Annotated in this window: 22 protein-coding genes and 1 tRNA gene; 13 read left to right on the forward strand and 10 right to left on the reverse strand. The window is 32.2% G+C overall.

Annotated features, from left to right (window positions below):
- Positions 1–2,638, forward strand: a 2,638-nt coding sequence (locus K5781_RS09475; RefSeq protein WP_297443419.1) for a hypothetical protein, incomplete at its 5' end; no start/stop codon positions are given.
- Positions 2,639–2,653: 15 nt separating this feature from the next.
- Here the strand turns inward: K5781_RS09475 and glyS are convergent.
- Together glyS and K5781_RS09485 are read right to left on the reverse strand one after the other, a co-directional pair.
- Positions 2,654–4,111 carry a glycine--tRNA ligase gene (gene glyS, locus K5781_RS09480; RefSeq protein ID WP_366848256.1) on the reverse strand — a complete coding sequence of 486 codons (1,458 nt, stop codon included), beginning with the start codon at positions 4,109–4,111 and terminating at the stop codon, positions 2,654–2,656.
- Between the two features lie 31 nt (positions 4,112–4,142).
- Positions 4,143–4,982: a deoxyribonuclease IV gene (locus K5781_RS09485; RefSeq protein ID WP_297443425.1), complete on the reverse strand. Its 840-nt coding sequence runs from the start codon at positions 4,980–4,982 to the stop codon at positions 4,143–4,145.
- 85 nt (positions 4,983–5,067) lie between these two features.
- Here K5781_RS09485 and K5781_RS09490 point away from each other — a divergent pair, with 85 nt between their 5' ends.
- From K5781_RS09490 to K5781_RS09510, 5 genes are read left to right on the forward strand one after another with little or no spacing between them, the layout of a single operon-like run.
- Positions 5,068–6,093 (forward strand): DNA primase, encoded by a 1,026-nt coding sequence (locus K5781_RS09490; protein WP_297443428.1) that lies wholly within the window; start codon positions 5,068–5,070, stop codon positions 6,091–6,093.
- The gene (locus K5781_RS09495; protein WP_297443430.1) at positions 6,093–7,214 is read left to right on the forward strand and encodes a DNA primase small subunit domain-containing protein; all 1,122 of its coding nucleotides are present in this window, start codon (positions 6,093–6,095) and stop codon (positions 7,212–7,214) included. Before K5781_RS09490 ends, K5781_RS09495 begins: the two co-directional genes overlap by 1 nt.
- Before the next feature lie 47 nt (positions 7,215–7,261).
- A complete protein-coding gene (locus K5781_RS09500; RefSeq protein ID WP_297443433.1) occupies positions 7,262–10,117 on the forward strand; it encodes a UPF0182 family protein in 2,856 nt (951 codons plus the stop codon).
- Entirely contained in the window at positions 10,118–10,660 is a 543-nt protein-coding gene (locus tag K5781_RS09505; protein ID WP_297443436.1) for a gamma-glutamyl-gamma-aminobutyrate hydrolase family protein, read from the forward strand.
- A gap of 34 nt (positions 10,661–10,694) precedes the next feature.
- Positions 10,695–11,657, forward strand: a complete 963-nt coding sequence (locus K5781_RS09510) for a tetratricopeptide repeat protein (RefSeq protein WP_297443438.1) — start codon at positions 10,695–10,697, stop codon at positions 11,655–11,657.
- On the opposite strand, the gene K5781_RS09515 is transcribed toward K5781_RS09510, so the two are convergent.
- Positions 11,658–11,731 (reverse strand) — tRNA-Gly (locus tag K5781_RS09515).
- Between the two features lie 52 nt (positions 11,732–11,783).
- Between K5781_RS09515 and K5781_RS09520 the strand changes: the two genes are divergently transcribed.
- The gene (locus tag K5781_RS09520) at positions 11,784–11,957 is read left to right on the forward strand and encodes a zinc-domain-containing protein (protein ID WP_297443441.1); all 174 of its coding nucleotides are present in this window, start codon (positions 11,784–11,786) and stop codon (positions 11,955–11,957) included.
- Here the strand turns inward: K5781_RS09520 and K5781_RS09525 are convergent, their stop codons facing one another.
- A complete protein-coding gene (locus K5781_RS09525; protein ID WP_297443444.1) occupies positions 11,958–12,119 on the reverse strand; it encodes a hypothetical protein in 162 nt (53 codons plus the stop codon).
- A gap of 35 nt (positions 12,120–12,154) precedes the next feature.
- On the opposite strand from K5781_RS09525, the gene K5781_RS09530 reads away from it, so the two are divergent.
- From K5781_RS09530 to K5781_RS09550, 5 genes are all read left to right on the forward strand, one after another.
- A complete protein-coding gene (locus K5781_RS09530; protein WP_297443447.1) occupies positions 12,155–12,556 on the forward strand; it encodes a 30S ribosomal protein S6e in 402 nt (133 codons plus the stop codon).
- A 31-nt stretch (positions 12,557–12,587) separates the two neighbouring features.
- Positions 12,588–13,850 (forward strand): translation initiation factor IF-2 subunit gamma, encoded by a 1,263-nt coding sequence (locus tag K5781_RS09535; protein ID WP_297443450.1) that lies wholly within the window; start codon positions 12,588–12,590, stop codon positions 13,848–13,850.
- Positions 13,843–14,211, forward strand: coding sequence for a twitching motility protein PilT (locus K5781_RS09540; protein WP_297443453.1), 369 nt, complete (start codon positions 13,843–13,845; stop codon positions 14,209–14,211). The genes K5781_RS09535 and K5781_RS09540 overlap by 8 nt, the downstream gene beginning before the upstream one ends.
- A gap of 38 nt (positions 14,212–14,249) precedes the next feature.
- Complete coding sequence (locus tag K5781_RS09545) at positions 14,250–14,699, forward strand: YbhB/YbcL family Raf kinase inhibitor-like protein (RefSeq protein ID WP_297443456.1); 450 nt, start codon at positions 14,250–14,252, stop codon at positions 14,697–14,699.
- A gap of 64 nt (positions 14,700–14,763) precedes the next feature.
- Positions 14,764–16,905: an STT3 domain-containing protein gene (locus K5781_RS09550; RefSeq protein ID WP_297443458.1), complete on the forward strand. Its 2,142-nt coding sequence runs from the start codon at positions 14,764–14,766 to the stop codon at positions 16,903–16,905.
- Positions 16,906–16,909: 4 nt separating this feature from the next.
- Here K5781_RS09550 and K5781_RS09555 read toward each other — a convergent pair whose 3' ends face one another.
- Genes K5781_RS09555 through cobO form a run of 3 tightly spaced genes read right to left on the reverse strand, consistent with a single transcriptional unit; the run spans position 16,910 to position 18,439 of the window.
- A complete protein-coding gene (locus tag K5781_RS09555; RefSeq protein ID WP_297443461.1) occupies positions 16,910–17,065 on the reverse strand; it encodes an RNA-protein complex protein Nop10 in 156 nt (51 codons plus the stop codon).
- Position 17,066: 1 nt separating this feature from the next.
- A complete protein-coding gene (locus K5781_RS09560; RefSeq protein ID WP_297443464.1) occupies positions 17,067–17,864 on the reverse strand; it encodes a translation initiation factor IF-2 subunit alpha in 798 nt (265 codons plus the stop codon).
- A gap of 41 nt (positions 17,865–17,905) precedes the next feature.
- Entirely contained in the window at positions 17,906–18,439 is a 534-nt protein-coding gene (cobO, locus tag K5781_RS09565; protein ID WP_297443467.1) for a cob(I)yrinic acid a,c-diamide adenosyltransferase, read from the reverse strand.
- 85 nt (positions 18,440–18,524) lie between these two features.
- On the opposite strand from cobO, the gene K5781_RS09570 reads away from it, so the two are divergent.
- On the forward strand, positions 18,525–19,880 hold the full coding sequence (locus K5781_RS09570) for a cobyrinate a,c-diamide synthase (protein ID WP_297443520.1): 1,356 nt from the start codon (positions 18,525–18,527) through the stop codon (positions 19,878–19,880).
- On the opposite strand, the gene K5781_RS09575 is transcribed toward K5781_RS09570, so the two are convergent.
- The 3 genes from K5781_RS09575 to K5781_RS09585 are packed head-to-tail and all read right to left on the reverse strand — an operon-like array spanning position 19,869 to position 22,301.
- Entirely contained in the window at positions 19,869–20,510 is a 642-nt protein-coding gene (locus K5781_RS09575) for a precorrin-8X methylmutase (protein ID WP_297443470.1), read from the reverse strand. The genes K5781_RS09570 and K5781_RS09575 overlap by 12 nt on opposite strands.
- Positions 20,500–21,252 carry a CbiX/SirB N-terminal domain-containing protein gene (locus K5781_RS09580; RefSeq protein WP_297443474.1) on the reverse strand — a complete coding sequence of 251 codons (753 nt, stop codon included), beginning with the start codon at positions 21,250–21,252 and terminating at the stop codon, positions 20,500–20,502. The genes K5781_RS09575 and K5781_RS09580 overlap by 11 nt, the downstream gene beginning before the upstream one ends.
- Positions 21,249–22,301 carry a cobalamin biosynthesis protein gene (locus K5781_RS09585; RefSeq protein WP_297443477.1) on the reverse strand — a complete coding sequence of 351 codons (1,053 nt, stop codon included), beginning with the start codon at positions 22,299–22,301 and terminating at the stop codon, positions 21,249–21,251. Before K5781_RS09585 ends, K5781_RS09580 begins: the two co-directional genes overlap by 4 nt.
- Between the last annotated feature and the right edge of the window lie 27 nt (positions 22,302–22,328).

Here is a 22,328-nt window from a genome sequence, read left to right on the forward strand (position 1 = left end):
TTCTGTCTCACTAACAGAATCACTATCTTTCACTGACGCAGTTGACACCACCAAAGCTGCATCCGTAGATCTAACAGAATCTATCACTTTCACTGACGCAGTTGACACCACCAAATCAGCATCCGTAGATCTAACCGAATCACTATCATTTACTGACGCAGTTGACACAGCAACAACTATCATTGTCTCACTAACTGAATCTATGTTGTTTACTGACGCAGTAGAGACTCAGAAGACAGCATCCGTAGATCTAACAGAATCCATTACACTCACTGACGCAATAGATAATATTCAAGCAGCTTCTGTCTCACTAACAGAATCACTATCATTCACTGACGCAGTTAACACAATTCATGAAGCAACTCTCACAATTACAGAATCTCTTAGTTTAGCTGATAGTGCAACTGCATTAGCAAATCTTGCATCTGATGAAGAATTAATTGAAAATGAACAAACTACTGTTAAAGTAACAACATCAAATAAAAAATTGGTTGTCACATCTTCATCTGCCAAATTAAAACTAGTTGAACTTGACAAAGTAAGCGGTACAAAACTGGACTATTCTAGACTTTTATCTGGAAATAATGTAACAATTACCAATGGTTGGACAGCAAAAGCAGACATAGATGAATCTACAACTACATTTGATGTAGAAGTAGTGATTTCAAATTCCACAAAAGTAACTGGACCTAGTGGTTGGAGTGGTTTGCTAGAGATGCCAACATTTAAAGAAATTACAATTCCAGATTCGGAGACTAAAACGTATAGTGATATTACTGCAATCGAAATTGGATTATCAACTACCGAAATGACATTTGACAAACCAGCAAGAATAGAATTCTTAAGTGCTGGTGGAAATAGTGATCATGAAGCATTCTTCAAGAGAGCAGGAGATACATCAGTCACATTTATCACCACAACATGTGATGCAGATGATCTTGCTACGGTAACAGCTCAACTTGCTGGTTCTGGAGAGTGTAAATTTGATGATGGAACAGACCTTGTCATTTGGACTACACACTTTACATCATTTGGTGATGCTAGAGGTGCTTCCAAAGGAAGCCCAGGCTCTGGTTCTAGTGGTATAAGTGGTACTAGCGGAAGCAGTGGCGGTGGTGGCAGTACAGGTGCTGGAGCTGAAGCCAGTGGCGGATCTGGTGGATTTGGAGGAATTCTAGGAACACCATTAGCAATCAACGAGATTTCTTATGACAAATGTTCAGAGAATATGGCAAGAATAATAGTTTCAAGTGATGCAGATGTACCACCAACAGTCAAAGTAACTACTGCAAAATCTGGAGTGATATTTGCAATCTTGGCAGAAATTCAACCATATGAAGAACTAAACAAATTCTCAACTGTAGATAGATATCTATACGAACTTCCAATTTCATCTGATGAATCATTCATGTATGTTACAGCTACAGAAGAAGTAGGAAATTCAACTAATACTATAAGAGCTTCAGTTAAACTACTATCTTGTGAAGGAACTACTGTAATTGTACCACTTCCAGACGATACAACTCCTGAAGCAGAGGCACCTGCAAGAATATTTGACACAAAGATTCAGATTGGAAATGGCACTGTCTATAATGCAGAGACTGAATCAGAATTCTTATTCAATGATGGTAAAGACTTGACTGTTTCTGCAATTATTGATAGTACAACATCACTTGAACGAGTAGAACTTAGATCAATTTCAATGGGACAAACTGATTCTGAATACATTGGAATTAAGATGGATGTTACACCATTGTATGTTTCAAACTCTACATATGTGGTATCTGCAACAATACCCTCATACTTCTCAGTAGAACCTGGAATGTCTTATTGGTTACACATAACTGATGAAGATGGTGGACAGACAGAATCAACTCACTACAATATTGGTGTAAAACCAACTAGGGTATCTGATATTGAAATTGAAGTAGATATGCCAACAATTCGTCCATCTGGCTCTATTGTTCAACCAGAGTTCTATCTATTTAATGAAGATGAACCATCCTATGGAATTGTATCTCTAATGGTAGATGGCCAAGTAGTCTCAAAGAGATCACAACTCTTTGGTACAGGCCAGACACAAATCATCTTTAATTGGAATGTGCCATCATCTGATGGATATGTAACATATGATGTTCAAGGTGTAGTTGAATTGTATGATAACAGAATCACTACTACTTTGACTGAATTAGCTACACATCCAAAAACTATCACGGTATCATCTAGCGATATGCCATCACTAGAAGTAATACAAAAAGATGGCCAGATCTTGGCAGATCCAGCTCTAGTTTATGCATCTAATGCAGATTCTAGTCTTAGATTTACTGTAACTGATCCTAGTGGACAGTGTGTAATTGGCGGTGCAGATGAGTGTCTAATCAATGAAAGCACACGAGGAAATCGTGGTGGATTGGAAAGTATTCCATACGGAGACCAAATACTAAGATTAAGATACAGTGGAGCAGATAATGCACTTGAGAGATTCTCAATTACATCAATTGATCCAATAGTTGGTCAGTGGAGTGTTTCATTAGAATCTGAAGATGATATTGTTCAGCAAGCCCATGCATCAGAAGATTCTGTTGTGAAGATAAAATACAGATATCATTCTGAAACCATCACACTATTTACTCAATGATTTGCATATTTTCATTTATGGATATGCAATTGAGTGAATTACCTCAGAATCAAGATCTGAAATACTAATTCTTTTTTGTTCCATACTATCTCTCATACGAATTGTTACTGTTTCATCTTCTAGTGTTTGATGATCTACAGTTATTGCAAATGGTGATCCTATCTCATCTAGTCTTCTGTATCTTCTACCTATGGCACCAGAATGATCCAAAAATGCATCGCATTTTCTTTTTAATTGAAGATAAATATCATCTGCTTTCTCTTTTAATCCGTCTTTTTTTACTAGAGATAAAATTCCAATGTGTACAGGAGACAAGTATGGCTTTAGAGACAAAACAATCCTCTCATGTTCCTTATCGTCTTTCAAACTATGCTCTAAAATTGTATACAAACTTCTGTCAATTCCCATAGAGATTTCAAATACGTGAGGTAAGACTTTGTCATCTCCATCCATTATCTCAAACTTTTGTTTACTCTTTTTCTCGTGACTAGACAAATCATAATCAGATCGATAGTTACATGCCACCAATTCAAGCCATCCGATTGTAGTTTCTACTTCAAAATCAAATGCAACTTCAGCATAGAATGCTTTTTCTTTATCTCCTAGTTTTCTAAATCTACTTTTTGTAATATCAATTCCTGTTTTCTCATAAAATTCAGTTAAAATTCCCAAATAGTATGCAACAAACTTATTTGGAACAACTCCTGAATCAACTGCATCTTTGCATGTCATAGAAACAGGTTCTTCATATGTTTGTACTCTAATAATGACATCTTGAATTTCTGAGAATTTTTCCATCTCTGATAATTTCAAAGGATTACAAAATACCTCTATTTCTGCTTGATAAAATTCTCTTAATCGTAGTAAACTTTGTCTTGGGGCAATCTCATTTCTAAAACTCTTACCTACTTGTGCTATTCCTAAAGGAAGTTTACCTCTCATTGTTTTGTACAATCTAGGAAAATCTACAAAGATTGACTGACATGTCTCAGGTCTAAGATAAGCTTCCTCCTCTTCAGGACCAATACCAACTTTAAACATCATATTGAAATTTTTGGTCTTATCAAAACCTCCTTTACATTTTGGACATTTGATATTATTTTCAGAAATTGCTTTATCAAATTCTTCCAAGTCAGCACTTTCTGGAATTTCAATTTGTGTTAGTTCTGCAATAGTTCTATCTGCTCGAAATGTTGCATTACATTTTGTACATTTTATTATTGGATCAGCAAAATTTCCCAAATGACCTGATGCCTCAAAAACCGATTTTGACATGATTTGAGATCCATCTATCTCAAGCATTCCATCTCGTCTAATTAGCTCCCTTCTCCATAATTCTAAGAATTTATTTTTTAGACTGACTCCGGATGGACCATATTCCCAAAATCCCGCCTGTGCATCCGCATATACCTCACAACTAGGAAAATAAAACCCACGCTCAAGTGCTAGTTTCATTACTGCTTCATAATCCATCATAACATCAACTTATTCATGAAATAAATTTCTACGCAAACTCCTTTGCCACTCTGACATTTTCAAAGTCATCACGGTCATCATCAATAGGAGTCTCTAAAATTATTGGAATCTTTTTCTTGTTTACCAACTTTACAACAGCAGAAATTCCTTTCTTGCCAATTCCACCTAAACCCAAATGATAATGTCTATCAAGATTGCAACCAAGATCTCCTTTAGCATCATTTAGATGAAGAATTTTTAAATTGTCTATTCCTACATATTTGTCAAATTCTGAAAAAGTTTTCTTTACAGCTTCTTCAGTTTTTAAATCATATCCTGCAACAAATGCATGACATGTATCTAAACAAACTCCAAATTTTTTTGTAGGTTTTAATTGTTTGAAAATTTCCCCAAGCTGTTTAAAATCAGAACCAACAGAATTTTTCTGACCCGCAGTATTTTCTAACAAAATCATTACATCATTTTTTATTTTACCTGCTTTTGTTAATCCTTCAACTAGTCTTTTAATTCCAGCTTCGTCACCTGTTCCCAAATGACTTCCAAGATGTGTTACAAGATATGGAATTCCTAATTGTGCGCACCTTTCACTTTCATCAATCAAAGTTTTAACAGATTTTTCAAAACCGTCATCTTTGGGTGTTGCAAGATTAGGCAAGTATGGCATATGTGCGCATGTAGCCAACCTGTCAATTTTACTGGTTTTTAGTTTTAATTTAAAATTATCAATGTCTTCTTTAGAAAGTGGTTTTGCATGCCAACCTCTTGGATTTCTAGTAAAAATTTGAAATGCTGAACATTTTCTTTCAACTGCATTATCTACTGACTTGTCAATTGATCCAGATATAGAAACATGACATCCAATTTTCATATGTAGAATTTTCCTAAAACATAATTTAAACCAGCATCAAAATCCAAAAAATCAGATTTTTAAGTAAACTAGGTAAATTACTTTCATGCTTGCACTTGGTCAGGATGAAATTGCCAAATACCCATTTTTAGCAGATGCAGGACAATATCTTAAAGATCAAGGTTTCTCACTTGAACAATTTGGTTCAGATCCTGACTTGAAACAGCTTATTGACAAAGCATATGATCGAATTAGAGTAGCTGCTGATGGAAAAATCTACAAATCTGATCTAGATGGAGATCATGTTTCAAAAGAAGCTGCTTTACCAAGAGAAGTATTTTCATTTCTTTTAGCAATTGTTTTATTGAAACTTAGTGGAATGCATACTCTCATCAAGAGATTTGCATTAGCAGAGGCAAGACGTGCAGAAAAATATTTAGAAAAAGATCTAGCAAATATTTCAGATGAATCAAAAAATCAACTTGCAATAAGAGTAATTGATGATCTTTTTTCAGTTCAAGTGAAAAAATTAGATGATTTTTTTATAATTCCTGTTTTTAATTACCTAAAACATTCAATTAATTTTCATGAACGAGAATGGAAACTAATTAATCGACATGTTGAGAATGGTCAAGTTTATCTTTCACCTCATGAAACAGTTCGATTAATCAGAAAAGAATTAGGAACATACATCAACTCAAAGATCGTAAATGCTAGAACGCCTACAATGATTCCTGGTTTTGAAGATTCAGTGAATAAACTGGTTTCATTATCAAAAAAATTTGTAACATATACTGTTACCACAGGAGAATATCCTCCTTGTGTAAAACATGCAATTGAAGTTCTTGAAAAAGGAGAAAACCTTCCTCATTCAGGAAGATTTATGCTTGCAACTTTTCTTTTATCAAAAGGACAATCAGTTCAGCAAATTGCACCTCTGTTCAAAAATGCTCCCGATTATAATGAACGCGTAACGTTATACCAACTAAATCATTTGGCAGGTACATCAGGAGCTGGCACACAATATTCCTGTCCATCCTGTGAGAAATTAAAAACTCAAGATTTATGCTTTGCAACTCCTGAATGTGATAATATTATCAATCCTTTACAATTTGGAAGGAAGAAAAAATAATGCAAGATACTGATATACAATTTCTAGAGAGTTCTTTTAAAAAATATTATTTTGATCATTTTGATCAAATCAAAGTACCTGAAAGAACATCTGAAAGAGAATTTGGCTATCAAAAATTTAATTCTGGAATGACTCGTCATATTGCAATTAGAGATGATAAAGAATTACATCTAATGTTGATACAAAATATTCCATCCGATGTTTATTGTTCTAATGCATACTATACATTTCCCAATTTACCTATGAACGAAAAAGATTGGAAAGAAGCAGATTTGATTTTTGATATTGATGCAAAGGATCTTAATTTACTATGTAGAGAAAGTCATACAGTTTCAATTTGTAATGAATGCAGTGATGTTTCAAAAGGTTCTTTACAGTGCACTAAATGCAATTCTACTAAATTAGAAAAAAAATCTTTACCATGCAAAAACTGTATTGAAGCCTCAAAAACTGAAGTTGTTAAACTGTCTAAAGTCTTAATTGATGATCTTGCAGTATCTAAAGATGATATTCATGTATATTTTTCTGGAAATGAGGGATTTCATGTTTATGTGTACAATTCACAATTCCAAGAAATTGGATCTAGAGAACGATCTGAATTGACAGATTATATCTCATTCCGTGGAGTAATTCCTGAATCATTTGGAATGAAAAAAATTAAACCAAACAGATCATCTTTTCCAAATTTTGAAGACAAAGGATGGAAAGGAAGATTTGCCAAAGAAGTTTTTGGCTCAAAATCTAAACGCTCAAAAATAATTACAGAATTACTTGCAAATGGCTATTCGTCTTTCCAAAAAACTTTAGATGACGTGGCTGAAAACATTGGTGTTAAAATTGATCCAAATGTGACAATGGATATCCATAGAATTTTTAGACTTCCTGGCTCAATTAACAGTAAAAGTGGACTTTCAAAAATTCAGTGTAGTAATTTAACAACATTTGATCCATACACTGAAGCATCTTTTCTTAGTGATGAAACTATCGAAGTCTTAGCAAATTGTCCAATAGAATTCAAATTAAAAAATAAAAAATTTGGCCCCTACAACAATGAGAAAGTGACAGTTCCAGGATTTGTTGCAGTGTACATGATTTGTAAAAAATTAGCAACAATAGCTTGATTTTACCGGTAAGACATTAATTTACCAAATCTCAACAAAATTTGGTTTTGTATAGCGCCTCTACTGATAAGCAAGCTCCTCCTCCTGATGCTGGAAAATACATCAGATTGGGAATAGTCGCCATAATTGGTATAGTAATTTTTACTCTGGTAGGAAATCAGGCAGTCATTTTATCCATGAATTTTACAGAGTTTGGTGATCAGTTTACCAAACCCCTCTATTACACACTTGTTTCTACAATTATTTTATCGGCCATTGCTCTAGTTCGAGTAAACATTGTAGGGCGCTCATCAATTTTTTGGTATGCAATTAGTACAGGAATTGGATTTCTAGGTGGTGGAGGACAACAACCCATATCTAGTACACTTGCTAGTTTTAGAGATTACAAGTTATCTTCAGCTCAATTTGTAATCTGGCAAATTACTAAGATTTTGCTCTTTGGAGCTTTCTTTGCAAATATTATGTTTGGATTTGCAGCAATGTCATTTATTGATGGAAACACTTTGGGAATAGAGAATTTACCATCATTATTTTCTTTACCTTTTGTAACTCCTGATAACAATCCAAGTTATGCATCTGAAAATGTTGTTCCAATGATTCCCGCTTTAGTAATTTTAATCCCTCCACTGCTTGCAGCAATTGGACTACGTCTTGTTTTGTATGTCGGAATTCACAGAATAATTCATGTAATAACATCATTTTTACAAGATTCTAATGAAGGAAAACCACGTTATCTAAACTATGTTTCAACAATTGAAGGAATTATTGGAATTGGTGTAATATGGGCTGGAATCAATCTTTTCTTTACAGATCAAATTGATTATAACACAAGATATGTTATTGGTGGAACTCTTGTTATTGGTTTTGCTTTAATTGCTTTTTCAATAGTTGACAGAATTCGAGCTCGTGTACTTACTCATATGTTTAAGAGAGACGTTTACATTAGATTTTTAACAATTATTGCAATAGCAATCATAATTGCCGGAGTTGTCTCAGTAAACAACAGTATTGCCGATGCAAAGAAAATTGAATATTTAGGTCCTTATACTGCACAACAAATAGGAGTAAATCGATATCTGGGAGAACTAAATGGTGTCCAAGAAAACATTCATGATGTAAAACTAACGTCTGTTTCTGCAAATAATATCAAAAATTATGTTAAACAAAATAGTGATGTGCTTGATGTAATTCGAGTTTGGGATTGGGAGGCTGCATTTGCCAAATTAAAGCCTGAGATTGGTCTAATTCCATATGTTGATTTTGAAGACAACGATATTCTTAGATTTAACAATACATTGTATTGGACTGCATCAATGAAACCAATCTTACCCACATCTGTTAGTCTTGAAAATAGATGGTATAACGAACATCTTGTATACACACATGTTCCAAATGGTTTTCTTACACTAGAAGCCACTGATGGACAGATTGTTGATAGTGGTGAATTCTTTAAACAAAGAGAGATTTACTATGGTGAAGGAGGATTGTTTGAACAAACTTGGTCAGGATATCCAAATTCACGAGGTGATGCTAGTGCAGAACTTGGTGGAGTTTCCTACTCTGGTTTAGGTGGATTAGATGTCTCACCACCGCTTAGTTGGATTTTTGAACCAAACTTTTTGCTTTCATTTCCTGGTGAATCAGTTCACATAATGAGATACAAAGATGTACATGACAGAATGGAAACTCTGTATCCTTATTTCTTATATGATCTATTTGGTAAAGAATTAGATTCACTTCCTGTGACTGATGGTGAAAATTCATACTGGTTAATTCCATTAATTATTGGATTTGATACCGGTGATGTTCCATGGTCTGTTGGTAATCCATACTTACGGTTAGTGGGTTATGCTCTAGTTGATTCTTACAATGGTGACATTCAATTGTTAAAAACTGGTGATGATTTCTTTACTGAAATGTTTGCTAGTCAATATTCTGATCAATTCAAACCAATGCCAAAATGGTTAGAAGAACAAATCAGATATCCTGTTGAGCTATTCAACTGGAAGACAGAGATGTATAATATCTATCACGTAACAAATGTTGAGACATTTATCCAAGCTAACGAATTTTATGAGATTCCGCGTGGTCTTGATACCTATTATGTGGAAGCAAAACCACCAGGTTTTGAACAAACTGAATTTGTAGGTCTACTTTCATTAGAATTAAGAGGCTCTCAAGGAAGAAATCTAGCAGGTTATATGGTTGTAGAAAATGATCTTACAAATCTTGGAGACTTGCAATTTTATGAAGTACCACTTAATTCTACTACAAAATTAATAGGTCCAACAGCTGTTAGAGAAGCACTTGATAGAGATCCAGAGTTTGCTCAATTAAAGACACTTTTGAGAAATCCACGAATTGGTGATAATATTTTGTACCGTGTAGGTGATCATGATATCTACTTTATTCCTGTATATACTGCAGGTGCAGGTGGAGTAGTTGCACAATTAGGAACTATTGCAGCTGTTGGTGCCGCATTTAACGGGGAATACTTTGTTGGTTTAGGCGAAACGCAAGAAAAAGCATTTGAAGCATATCTAAAGAAAGTTTCAGGTGTTGCACCAACTGTCACTACAGCTGATGATAATTATGTTGAATTAGTAAAGGATGATAGAATCAATATAATAAAATCTGTGTTTGAAGAAAATGGAATATCTGTTGCTGAACCAACATCTATTCAGATTCCATTGTCATTTAATGAAGGAGAATTATTCTTCTTTACTGAAAATGATCGTGAAAATACTGAGAAATTCTTGTCTGACTTCATAGATGATTTTGTCAAACCACGTAGTGATAGAGTATTCATGTGGCAAGAAGACAATAACCTTAATGTTGGTACAGTACTTCTTAGAGATAACATTCCAGAGATTCATTATGTCTCTATAGAGGTTGGCAACTAATTGCTACTTGTTGTTGATAACGGATCTATTTACACTGAAAATCTAATCAATTTTTTAAATGAAAAAAATTTTCTTTTTGAAAAACAAACTCCTCCTTTATTAAATATGGATTTTATATCACAATACGATTCATTCATTCTTTCTGGAAGAAGAAAGAATGAAAAAAAAATCAATGAAATTAATTCCAAAATTATAAGACACAGTATTGAAAACAATAAAAAATTACTTGGAATTTGTTATGGTGCAGAAATTTTAGCTCTTACTTTAGGAGGAACAATCAAAAAAACTTCAATTCTCCAAAAAGGAAACGAATCAATACAGACTCTTCTAGATAATCCTCTTTGTAGTGATTCATTTGACGTGTTTGAGAGTCATGCTTTTGAGATCTCAAAATTACCCCTAGATCTTGTCTCACTTGCACAATCAAAAAATTGTAAATATGAAATAATTCAATATAAAAAAAGATTAATTTTTGGAACTCAGTTTCATCCTGAAATGAGCAAAGATGGAAATAAATTGATTGAAAAATTCTGTTTACTTTGATTGATTTTAATAACTCTCAAAATTTCTTTATTTCATGGATGAAGAAAACCATGAATTACTTTTACCTCTTGTTGAAGAAGAAAACATTTGCCTTCCATTACCCATTAACGTAGTATCCAAATATTGGAATGTTGATTTGCCTATGGCAGAAGCTATAGAATCTGCAAAAAAATACTCTGGCTTTAGTGGCAGTATTATAATTGAAGGAATTGAAATCGCAGAAAGACATGGATTGACTTGTAAAATAGTCCATTCATCATTAAATGAATTAAAAAAGATAATTGATGCAGGAATTCCACCAATTGTAATTCTTCCAGGAATTCCAGAAATTACACAACATGCTTCAGTAATCACTGGTTATGATGAAAGTGAAAAAACAATTCTACATTATATTCAAACAGGTAATCAAGAAGGTGAACAACAAGAAGGTGTAATTCCTGAAAATATATTTGAGAAAGAATGGACTGAAGAAGGAAAATTAGTTATAATTTTGGCTCCATCTGAAATAATCTCGTCAATTAAACTAGAAAATGACATCACTGAAAAATCAAATAGACTCTGCTTTATTTCTGAAAAACAGAACATTTTAAAAAATACCGAAGAAGCACTTGAATCTCTAAAACAAGCAGTAGAACTTGATGGAAAAAATTCTACTGCCTTGAATTTATTAGGTACAATGCTTAATGCAGGAAATTCTCCTGACTGTGTAAAGTACTATGAAAAATGTTTAGATATCAATGATAAATCATATCTGACGTATAACGGTCTTGGAAATTTTTATCTAAAAACAAACCAATTTGAAAAAGCAGAAAATTTCTATACAAAAGCAATAGAAATCAATCCCAAACGTTCTGCAAAAATTTACAAAAATCGTGCATATCTAAGAGAAAAACAAAATAATAACTCTGATGCAAAAGAAGATCTCAAAAATTATTTAAAATATTATCAAAAAGCTCCTGATAGAGGAATAATAGAACAAGCAATTAGAGAATTATAATGCGGAGTGCGGGATTTGAACCCGCGGCCTTCAGCTTGGGAAGCTGACGTCATACCAGACTAAACTAACTCCGCTCAAAGGAAATTCATTGATTATGATTAAATATCTTAATTGTTTACTATTGATATGGATGCAAGATGTCCAGAATGCGAAAAAGTTGCAATTTTAGATGATGACATTGCCAATGTAAAATGTCCTCATTGTAATTTTCAAGCAGATTATGATACTTATCTAGAAATAATGAAAGATCAAGCAATCAATATGTCCTCTGAATATATTCCAGACAGACCTGGAATTTAACTACCAATAATTTCCTTTGTCAGAACAATCTAAATGAGCTCCACAGTTTGGACAAAACATGTGACATGCTTGCATATCAACCATTTTTTTATCACATCTAGGACATCTGATCTCTTCTTTCATGCCTATCTCAATTTTTCTTGATTTAAAAATAATGTCCAAAGGTTAATTAGTCCTTCAACTTTTTTTCGAGATAATTGGCAAACTTCAAGCTTACAGTATCTGACATTAAAGGAAAATCAGTTTCAAAAGAACTCAAAGATAGTGATGCTAATCCGTTGTTAGGATTACAACTAGGCAATGAAACTGATGCATCGGTTGTTGGATTAACTGGAAAATTAAAGATCACTGGTGGAAGTGATAAATCTGGTGTTCCAATGCGAAATGATGTTCATGGTGCAGCAAGAAAAAAAGTTTTGCTTTCTAAAGGTGTTGGATTACAAGATGCAGAATATGGACAACGGAAAAGAAAATTAATGCGAGGAAATACAGTTTCAGAAGAAATCTATCAAGTAAACTGTAAATTTGATGGAGAATTACCAGTTGAAGCTCCTGCAGAAGAAGCAACAGAAGAAAAAACTGAAGACAAAAAAGAATAACTTAACATATACCGATTTAACTTTTTGATTCATGCATTGGAGAGAAACTCTTCCAGATTGGTATGTTAAAAAATATGGATATCAACCATGTGTCAACATTGGTACTGCAGGCCACGTAGATCATGGAAAAACAACTCTTATTCAGGCATTAACAGGTTCATGGACAAGTGTACATAGTCAAGAATTAAAACGTGGAATTACAATTAGAGTTGGTTATTCTGATGCAGCATTCTACAAATGTAAAAAATGTAAAGAACCTTTAGGATATTCAACAACACCAAAATGTAATAACTGTGGAAAAGAAAGTGAACTATCTAGAGTTGTCAGTTTTGTAGATAGTCCTGGTCACGAAAGTCTTATGGCAAACATGCTTTCAGGTTCTGCTTTAATGGATGGAGCGTTACTTTTGGCAGCAGCCAATGAAAAAGTACCAAAACCACAAACAAAAGAACATCTTTTAGCTTTACAAACACTTGGAATTCAACAGATAGTAATTGTACAAAACAAAGTTGATTTACTTTCTTACAAAGAAGCTCTTGCAAATTATCAGGAAATTACAAAATTTGTCAAAGGAACACATGCAGCAAAAGCTCCTGTGATTCCAATTTCTGCACAATCTGGATTAAATATAGATGCACTAATTGGTGCTATTGAATCAACAATCAAAACTCCAGAAAGAGATGAGAGAGCAAATACAGTTATGCATGTTTTACGTTCATTTGATGTAAACAAACCTGGAATAAAACTAAAAGATATCAAAGGTGGTGTTATTGGTGGCAGTCTTACTCAAGGAGTTTTTAATGTAGGTGATGAAATTGAGATTAAGCCAGGAATAATAAATGAAAAGAAAAAGACTTACGAACCATTAATGACCGAAATTACTTCTTTAGGAACTGCTGCAGGAATTGTTGAATCAGTAAAACCTGGTGGATTAGTAGCTATTGGAACAAAACTAGATCCTGCAATGACTAGAAGTGATTCATTTATTGGTTCAGTAATTGGAAGACCAGGAACACTTCCTGAGAATTCAACTGTATTAAAATTAGAAGTAAATTTATTTGATTCCGCAGTAGGAGCAACTGAAGATGTTAAAGTACAACCTATTTCTTCTGGAGAATTACTCCGACTAAACATTGGGACTGCTCCTGTATTAGGCAAAGTAACCAAAATAAAATCTAAAAATGTAGAGATAGAACTTAGAAGACCTGCGTGTATATTTGAAGGTGGAAATGTTGCAATAAGTAGAAGAATTGCTGAGAGATGGAGACTTATTGGTGCAGGAATAGTTGGTTGAAGTAATCTGTGATACAAATTTTCTTATTCATTTAGCTAATAATAGAATTAAAAATTTGGATTATCTTGATGTAGAAATAGGACAAATTACTTTTGTTATTCCTCAGGTAGTAAAAAATGAATTATATGAATTAGAAAAAAACCCTGAAAAAAAATCTGAAATACAATCGACACTGAATTATATTAAAAATTTTAAAATTATTCCTATTTTGGGTTCTTTTGCTGACAAAGAATTACTTGATTATGTTTCAAAAAATAGAGTAATTATAGCTACAATGGATAAACAATTAAAAAAACAGATTAAAAATAATGGAAGTTCAATCATGTCGTTTTCAAATAATAAGATAATTTTAGAATCTTAGAAATATTTAATTTTAAGACATTGTAATATTAGATAATTATGATTTTGGAAAGTGATGCTTTTGAAAATGGAGGAATAATTCCACAAAAATATGGTTACAAACACGGAAACGTTAGTCTTCCACTAAAAATTAAAGAAATTCCTGAAAACACAATCTCTCTTGCTTTGATTATGGATGATCCTGATGCTATGGCAGCTGTTGGAAAAATTTGGGTACATTGGGTCGTATGGAATATTGAACCTAAAAATAGTGAATTTAAGGAAAATTCAATTCCTGCATCTTGTATTGAAGGAGAAACCGATTTTGGTGAAATTGGTTACGGCGGACCTGCTCCTCCAGATAAAGAGCATACCTATATTTTCAAATTATATGCATTAGACAAAAAATTGGATAGCAATAATGGATCAACTAAGAAAGAAATTGAATTTGCAATGAAAAATCATGTGATTGAAAAAACATCTCTAAAAGGAAGATTTTCTCCATCTTAATTTGTAATGTTTTTAAATTTTTTACATAAAGAGTAATAAGTAAAGTTTCTTTGAGAAAATTTAATTGCTAATAAATACAAAAATTATTTCTATACGAAATTTCGATTTAAAATTAAACCATCTCTTAATAATTGCAATTCTTTCTATATCATTTTCAGTTTCATTTTTACTGAGATCTCAATCATCTGACTTTGGTTGGGAACTAAATGAATTTGATCCATTTTTTAATTATAGAGCTACCAATTACATTCTTGATAATGGAATAGCTGCTTATTATGATTGGCATGATGATTTAAGTTGGTATCCTGATGGTCGTGATGTTTCAAAAACATCTCAAGCTACCTTGCATATTACTACAGCCATTTTTTATTGGATTTTTGGAGGCTCAACTAATCTTTATGACTTTACAATTTTATTTCCTGTGATTTTTGGTTCTCTTTCATCAATAGTATTATTTGCTGTAGTACGAGTAATTGGTGGTACAACAGCTGGATTATTTTCTGCCTTGTTTTTCTCTATTTCTTTACCTATTCTTATTCGAGGCCCTATAGGTTGGTTCAAATCAGAACCTCTTGGATTATTTTTTAGTTTATTCGCAATATATTTTCTTTTAAGTGGAATTCATTCAAAAAATAAAGTTGCTATGGTGAAATTAATAGCAGCTGGATTATTTACTATCCTTGGATTATCTGCATGGGGAGGAAATCAATTTTTCTTAATTCCTATAGGATTACTATTCATGGCTTTACCTTTTTTAAGAAAAGATCATAATTTCCTATTATGGAGTATTCCGCTATTTACATTATCTGTAATTATTTTTTCATTTGGTTTTGAACGACTAAGTTTTAATTTGGCATTTGTAAAAGGACTTGGTGGTCTTTCATTAATTATTCCTACATTTTTTATTATAATTTGTATTTTCATTCAAAAGAAAAGTAATAAAAATAAAATAAGAAATTGTTTTATATTTTTATTCTCTATTATCATTATTTCATCTAGTCTTCTAATCTTTAATGTTGATTCAAATTTCCTACCTTTGCCTAGTCATAGGTATCTAAACGCTATTAATCCCTTTTTGACTACAACCGATCCATTAGTTGATTCTGTTTCTGAGCATGCAACAACAACTCTCGATCAATCATTTTTGTTTCATTCTGTATTAATGATTTTTTCAGGTTTGGGAATTTGGTTAATTATTAAAAAAACCCAAACAAAGGATTCTACTTTAATTAAAAATGATATGTTGGTATTTTCATTAATTATTGGTATTATTGGAGTTTACGTTAGTTCAGCTTTTGTTAGATTAGAAATATTCGCATCTATTTCAATAATAATTTTAGCATCTCTTGGATTAACTATGTTAACAAAGGAATTCTTCAAAAATAATCTAAAATCAAATAATTCAAAAAAGAGATTTCTTACATTATCATATGTAGCAGGAATTTTTATTCTTTTGATTATACCATTAGTTTATCCTACCGGAAGTAATGCTATTTCTCTTACAAAAAATCCTGCAACCATTCTTAATGGAGGAACTGGTTTTAGTATTGCCACATATGATTGGATTGATTCTTTGAAATGGATCAAAAATAATACATCTGAAGATGCTGTATTTGCTTCATGGTGGGATTATGGCTATTGGATTTCTACAATGGGAGAACGTGCAACTTTAGCTGATAATGCAACATTAGATACTCAAGTTATAACTAATATTGCTAAAATATATCTGAGCACTCCTGATGATGCTTGGAATTCATTAAATAAAATGCAAGCTGACTATGTAGTTGTTTTTGTAGCTGGTGAGAAATTGAATATTGATTCTCCTCAATCATTTTATAGATTAGGTGGGGGAGGAGATGAATCAAAAAAACAATGGTTTATGAGAATTGGAGGATTTGATGAAACAAAATTTGTACACCCTGACGGTATAAGTGGAACTGATAAATTTTGGAATGATACTTTACTTGGAAATATGTTCCCATTTTCATTATTAGGTTATATCAATCCTAATAATTTGAATGATCAATCTTTAACATATGTTCCAGGCATGATTCCAATTTATGAAAAAGAGATAAAATATACTTTTGATGGAAACGGACCTCTAAGGTTAGTTTATGCATCATCAAGCTTTACAGAAGAAAAAATTGGTCCAATGATTGGTGTTTTTATTTATGAAATAAACAAAGATTATCAGCCAACATCTTAATTTTCTACGAATATCGCTCTGCTAATCTATATCTCATATATTTATCATCTGGGGAAAATTTTGCTGGATGAACAGAAATTGTTTCATGATCACACTTTGAACATTTATCTTTTAAAGTATAATGATCACACTTTGAACATTTTCTTAGCAAAAATCTCATTTTAATTCTCTCTAGTTTTCTTTGAATCTTCTCTAGTAAATTTGAATGAACCTTTTTTCTTTGTTATGTTAGTTTCAATTTCTTCTATGATTGGCTTCAATCTTTTTTCAGCTGATTTGAAATCTTCAGATGTAATTGAAAGTCTATATTTTGGTGCTCCTAGATATGTAATATCGATCGTAGAGTCTTTTTTTATTACATCTAACAAAGTTTTCTTAATAATTTCAACACCATCTGATTTATCACTTGTAATTTCCATAATTCCTCTAATTTCTACAGATGGAAGTTTAATTTTAGAACAAATATCTTCAATAACTGTAGCAGTTTTTTTCGTAATTTTCAATTCTTTTATAGATTCAATTCCATTTCTACCAATAGATATGAAAGCATCATAAACTGAATCAAATTTTGAATAGATACTATCTTCTAGTTTTTCAATTTCTTCATCTGATAATTTGGCTTTATCTTGAACATTTTGTAGTAGTGTTTTTCCTTTTTCAAATTTCTTAACTTCTTTTAATTTTTGTTTTTTCTGATCTTTTGAAACCTGTTTTAATGAGAGATCAATATCTCCACGTTGAGGATTTACTTTTTTTACAAGAAGTACCTTTTTCTCTCCATCTTTGACAAATCTATTAACTGATCTTATCCAACCTGGTGCAATTTCAGAAATATGTAAAAATCCCTGAATATCTTCATACTCGTCTAATGTTACATATGCTCCATGATCCATCACTTTGGTAATTGTAGCAAGAACAATCTCTCCTTGTTCTGGCATTTCTTGGATTTCAGTAGACATTTCTTCTAAAACTCCTTCATATGTAAATTAATGTTTGCTGATTAGAAATCAATTCCTTTCTTTGCTTTGATACCCTGTTGAAATGGATGTTTTATTTCTCTCATCTCAGTTACTAAATCTGCCTTTTGAATAATCTCTTCTTTAGCATAATTTCCTGTTAATATCAAATCTACATTATTCGGTTTTGAATTTATTATATCTAAAACATCATTTACTGAAACTAAATCCAGTTTTATTGCGTAGTTTATCTCATCTAAAATTACAATATCATAGTTTCCTGATTGAATTTTTTCGTTACTCACTCTGATTGCCTCTTTAGCAATTTTCTCATGATCTTCTTTTGAACTTTTATCATCAATTATACCTACAAATCCTTTTCCTACTGCCACCATTTCAAATTCTGGTTCAAGTCTTTTGGATGAATCCATTTCTCCATAATGCCATGAACCTTTGATAAATTGTATCATGCAAGTTTTTTTCCCATAACCTGCAGCACGTAAAACAATCCCTAACGCTGCGGTAGTTTTGCCTTTTCCTTTACCAGTATAAACAATAATCAAACCATCTTTTTCCATAAACTACATTTCATGGATCTTACTAAAAACATTGAGGATCTCATAAATCTATCAATTTAAATAAAAAATGATTATAGTCATGCAATTGAGAATTCCTAGAATTGTTATTGCAGGTGCAACTAGTGGAGTAGGTAAAACATCAATTACATGTGCAATCATTCATTCTTTACAAAAACATGGGTTTTCTGTTCAACCATTCAAAGTAGGACCAGATTACATTGATCCAGGTTATCTTTCAAGTATTTCAAAACATGAGACATACAACTTGGATGCATGGTTAATGGGTGAAAATCAACTATTGAATAGTTTTATTTCAAATTCAAAATCAAACATATCTGTTATTGAGGGCGTAATGGGTTACTATGATGGTTATAATGGAAATTCAAATTATGCTAGCACTCATCATATTGCATCACTAACAAAATCTCCTGTAATTTTAATTTTGGATGCAAGTAAAACATCACGTTCTATTGCTGCAACAGCTTTGGGATTCATAAAATTTCACAAAAATTCCCGAATTGTAGGAATAATTCTAAACAAAATAGGTAGTAAAAAACATGAGATATTGTGCAAAACCGCTTTAGAAAAAACTAAACTACCTATTATCGGAACAATACCAAAAGATCCTTCATTGACAATGTCCTCTAGATATCTTGGATTAATTTCTACTTTAGATAACAAAACTCTAAAAAAACAAATTGAAAAAATTTCAAAAATAATTTCCGAGTACATAGATATCAATCAAATAATCAATATAGCAAAAAATTCATCTAAACTATCTAAAAAATCAAAACCTTCCACTAAGAAAACAAAAACTACAATAGCTGTTGCATTAGATACATCATTTAATTTCTACTATCAAGATAATTTAGAAGCATTACGTCGTGAGGGCGCAAATCTAAAATTTTTCAGTCCTGTTAAAGATAAAAAAATTCCAAAATGTGATGGACTTTACATTGGTGGAGGATTCCCAGAAATTTTAGGAAATACTCTATCAAAAAATCAGACTATGAAAAAATCAATAATGAAATTATCTGAAGATAATCTTCCTATCTATGCTGAATGTGGTGGATTGATGTATCTCACAAAATCTATTTTGTCTGATAATAAAAAATACAAAATGATTGGTATTTTTGATGCTGAAACTAAAATGACAAAAAAAATGATGCTAAACTATACTAAAGGCAAAATTATTTCAAAAAACCCAATTTCTGAAAAACTACATCGATTTCAGGGTCACGAGTTCCATTATTCTCAATTAGACTCTGTTTCATCTGATTCAAAATTTGCTTATTCCTTAGATGTTGGTCAAGGTATTGTTAAACAACGTGATGGCCTAATTCAAGATAATACATTAGCCTCTTATGGCCATCTGTATTTTGACAGCTCAGATTATGCAAAAATCTTTGTTAAAAACTGTATAAAATATTCAAAAAGCTGATTCTGCCCTAATTAATTTGAAAAGTGCGTTAATTGTAGCTGAAACTGAAGAACTGCCTCCTTTTCTTCCCACATTGGTGATAAATGGCGCTCCTTCCAACTTTGATAATTCTTCCTTAGATTCTGTAGCACATATGAATCCCACAGGTATTCCAATAATTAATGCAGGCTTTACAATGCCTTCTTTTACCATCTGAATCACTTCCTGTAGAGCAGTAGGCGCATTTCCTATGGCTACAACCCCTCCATCAATATCTGAACTTGCTGCCTGCATGGATACCTGGGAGCGAGTTTTACCCTCTTTTTTTGCCAATTCCATGATTTCTGGCTTTGAGATATTGCAAATAATGTTATTTCCAAAATCTTTGGGATTTTGTTTGTTCATTCCTCCTATCACTCCATTAACATCAACAACAATACTGCAACCCTTTTTCAAAGCATTCATTCCGCTTTCAATCGCATCCTTGTGAAAAATTAACCTGTTTTTATCTGCAAAATCAAAATCGGCTGTTGAATGAATAATTCTTCTAACTATGGGCCATTCTTTTTCATTAAAGTTATGAGAACCTATTTCATCTTCAATCATTTGCATACTAGCATCTTCAATTGATTGACCTTTCTTAGTTTGCATCTTCTACCTCTTTTGCTCTCTCTAAAATAAGATCAATCATTTTTTGATCTGTACCTATATGTTTTGTAATGAAAGTATTTTTCATATTGGATTTTTCAAGTGCTGGTACCAAATCATTATTGATATCAGTTTTAACATGTGCGCCTTCATGTAGAAAATAAAAAACAATAATCAGCACTTTAGGATTGTCTTTTTCACATTTTTTGATTCCTTCAAAAATATCTGGCTGTTCAATTTCAAGCCAACATCTACTTACATTTCTGTAATTACCTTTTAGTTGGTTTACAATATAGTCTAATGACATTTGTGCATTTGGATCTTTACTTCCGTGTCCAATTATCATTACGTCTATTTCGTCATTGGGAAAAGTGATTTCATTTTCTTTTAATGTAGTAGATATTCTATTTTCAACTACATCTACCAAAGTTTTATGCATGCTCATTTGTTTTGTAACAACAAATTTCACATTGGTATCTTTTTGGAATTTCATTACATCAGTAACTGCATTTTTTACTTTTTTTCCAGGATACAAAAAGTAAGGAACAATAGTCAAAGAATCAATATCCTCTTTAAGGCATTTTTTAATTCCATCTTCGATATATGGTGGTTCTACCTCAAGAAAGCAATAATCTGTAAAAACATATTCTCCTTTTGCCTTGATTCCTTTACAAATTACATCTAATTCTTCAGAAGCTTCTCTTTCTCTACTTCCCCTATCAATTAACAATAATCCTCGCTTCAATTCAAAATCCTCGCTATGGCTATAGTCAAATTAGGAGGGAATTTTTGCTTTTCTACTATTAACTCTCCTTCTGATATTTTGATCGCAGCAGCTTCAGAAACACTTGCTGTTCCTTCAAACACTTTTACAGTTTCAGAGGGATTTGGTGCAGAAATTAATGCCAATTCTTTCCTGTCTACATATTCTACTGGAATTTTCATCTCTTTACCAAGATCTATTAATCCCTGAACATCTTGTGGTTTTTTGATTGATACTAATTTTGCAATTGATTTAGAACTTAGTTTGAATTTATCTAAACAAAAATTGATCCCTTCTCTAATAGTATCTTTTGAAGTATCCCAATGTAATCCTATTCCAATAACTAAACTTGGAGGTCGATAAATTACTGATTCCATTGCTATTTCATCACCAATGATCTTATCTGTAATTATTAGATGCCCTTTAGATCCAGATTTTTTTAAATCTTCAATGTTATCATAAATCACAACATTTTTTGGCAATTTTTTATACCACTTTTTGTTTCCTGTTTCTTGCAATACTCCTATTGGTTCATCGTTTACCATGTGGGCACTGATTTTTGTTACTGTCGAGTCATCTTCGATTTTCCAATCAAATTCCCTTCCTACCAAATCAACTGCAATTGTTTTGTTTACATCAGCTGCAGTTGTAATTACAGGCAATGCTTTCAATTTAGATGCAATTTCTTCAGTAAGTTTATTGGCCCCTCCAATATGTCCAGACAAAACACTAATCACAAAATTTGTTTTATCGTCAATGACTATTACCGCAGGATCTGTTTTTTTATCTTTCAAATATGGTGCAATTAATCTAATTACTGCACCCAAAGAAAAAATACAGATTAAAGCATTACTGTTTTTGAAAAGTTCAACAATTTTATCTGATGTAGGCTCAGAATACCAAGTAATTTTTGGTGCTTCATTAGCTAGTTTTGATGGTGCATATACGCTCCAATCTGGAAATAATTGCTTCAGATTTTCTCCTATGTTTACCCCATTTTTTGTAATGGCAAGAACTGAAGTTTTTTCCACAATCAAAACCTTTCAACTTTAATAAAA

It is taken from the genome of Nitrosopumilus sp. (genome assembly GCF_025699255.1).
Taxonomy (GTDB): domain Archaea; phylum Thermoproteota; class Nitrososphaeria; order Nitrososphaerales; family Nitrosopumilaceae; genus Nitrosopumilus.

Excerpts from the sequence above, each read along its gene's own strand:
- K5781_RS09555 (WP_297443461.1), bottom strand. The coding sequence starts at position 17,065 with ATGAGATTTTTGCTAAGAAAATGTTCAAAGTGTGATCATTATACTTTA.
- K5781_RS09520 (WP_297443441.1), top strand. The coding sequence starts at position 11,784 with ATGGATGCAAGATGTCCAGAATGCGAAAAAGTTGCAATTTTAGATGAT.
- K5781_RS09560 (WP_297443464.1), bottom strand. The coding sequence starts at position 17,864 with ATGTCTACTGAAATCCAAGAAATGCCAGAACAAGGAGAGATTGTTCTT.
- cobO (WP_297443467.1), bottom strand. The coding sequence starts at position 18,439 with ATGGAAAAAGATGGTTTGATTATTGTTTATACTGGTAAAGGAAAAGGC.
- K5781_RS09575 (WP_297443470.1), bottom strand. The coding sequence starts at position 20,510 with ATGCAAACTAAGAAAGGTCAATCAATTGAAGATGCTAGTATGCAAATG.
- K5781_RS09490 (WP_297443428.1), top strand. The coding sequence starts at position 5,068 with ATGCTTGCACTTGGTCAGGATGAAATTGCCAAATACCCATTTTTAGCA.
- K5781_RS09545 (WP_297443456.1), top strand. The coding sequence starts at position 14,250 with ATGATTTTGGAAAGTGATGCTTTTGAAAATGGAGGAATAATTCCACAA.
- glyS (WP_366848256.1), bottom strand. The coding sequence starts at position 4,111 with ATGGATTATGAAGCAGTAATGAAACTAGCACTTGAGCGTGGGTTTTAT.
- K5781_RS09535 (WP_297443450.1), top strand. The coding sequence starts at position 12,588 with ATGCATTGGAGAGAAACTCTTCCAGATTGGTATGTTAAAAAATATGGA.
- K5781_RS09495 (WP_297443430.1), top strand. The coding sequence starts at position 6,093 with ATGCAAGATACTGATATACAATTTCTAGAGAGTTCTTTTAAAAAATAT.
- K5781_RS09510 (WP_297443438.1), top strand. The coding sequence starts at position 10,695 with ATGGATGAAGAAAACCATGAATTACTTTTACCTCTTGTTGAAGAAGAA.
- K5781_RS09485 (WP_297443425.1), bottom strand. The coding sequence starts at position 4,982 with ATGAAAATTGGATGTCATGTTTCTATATCTGGATCAATTGACAAGTCA.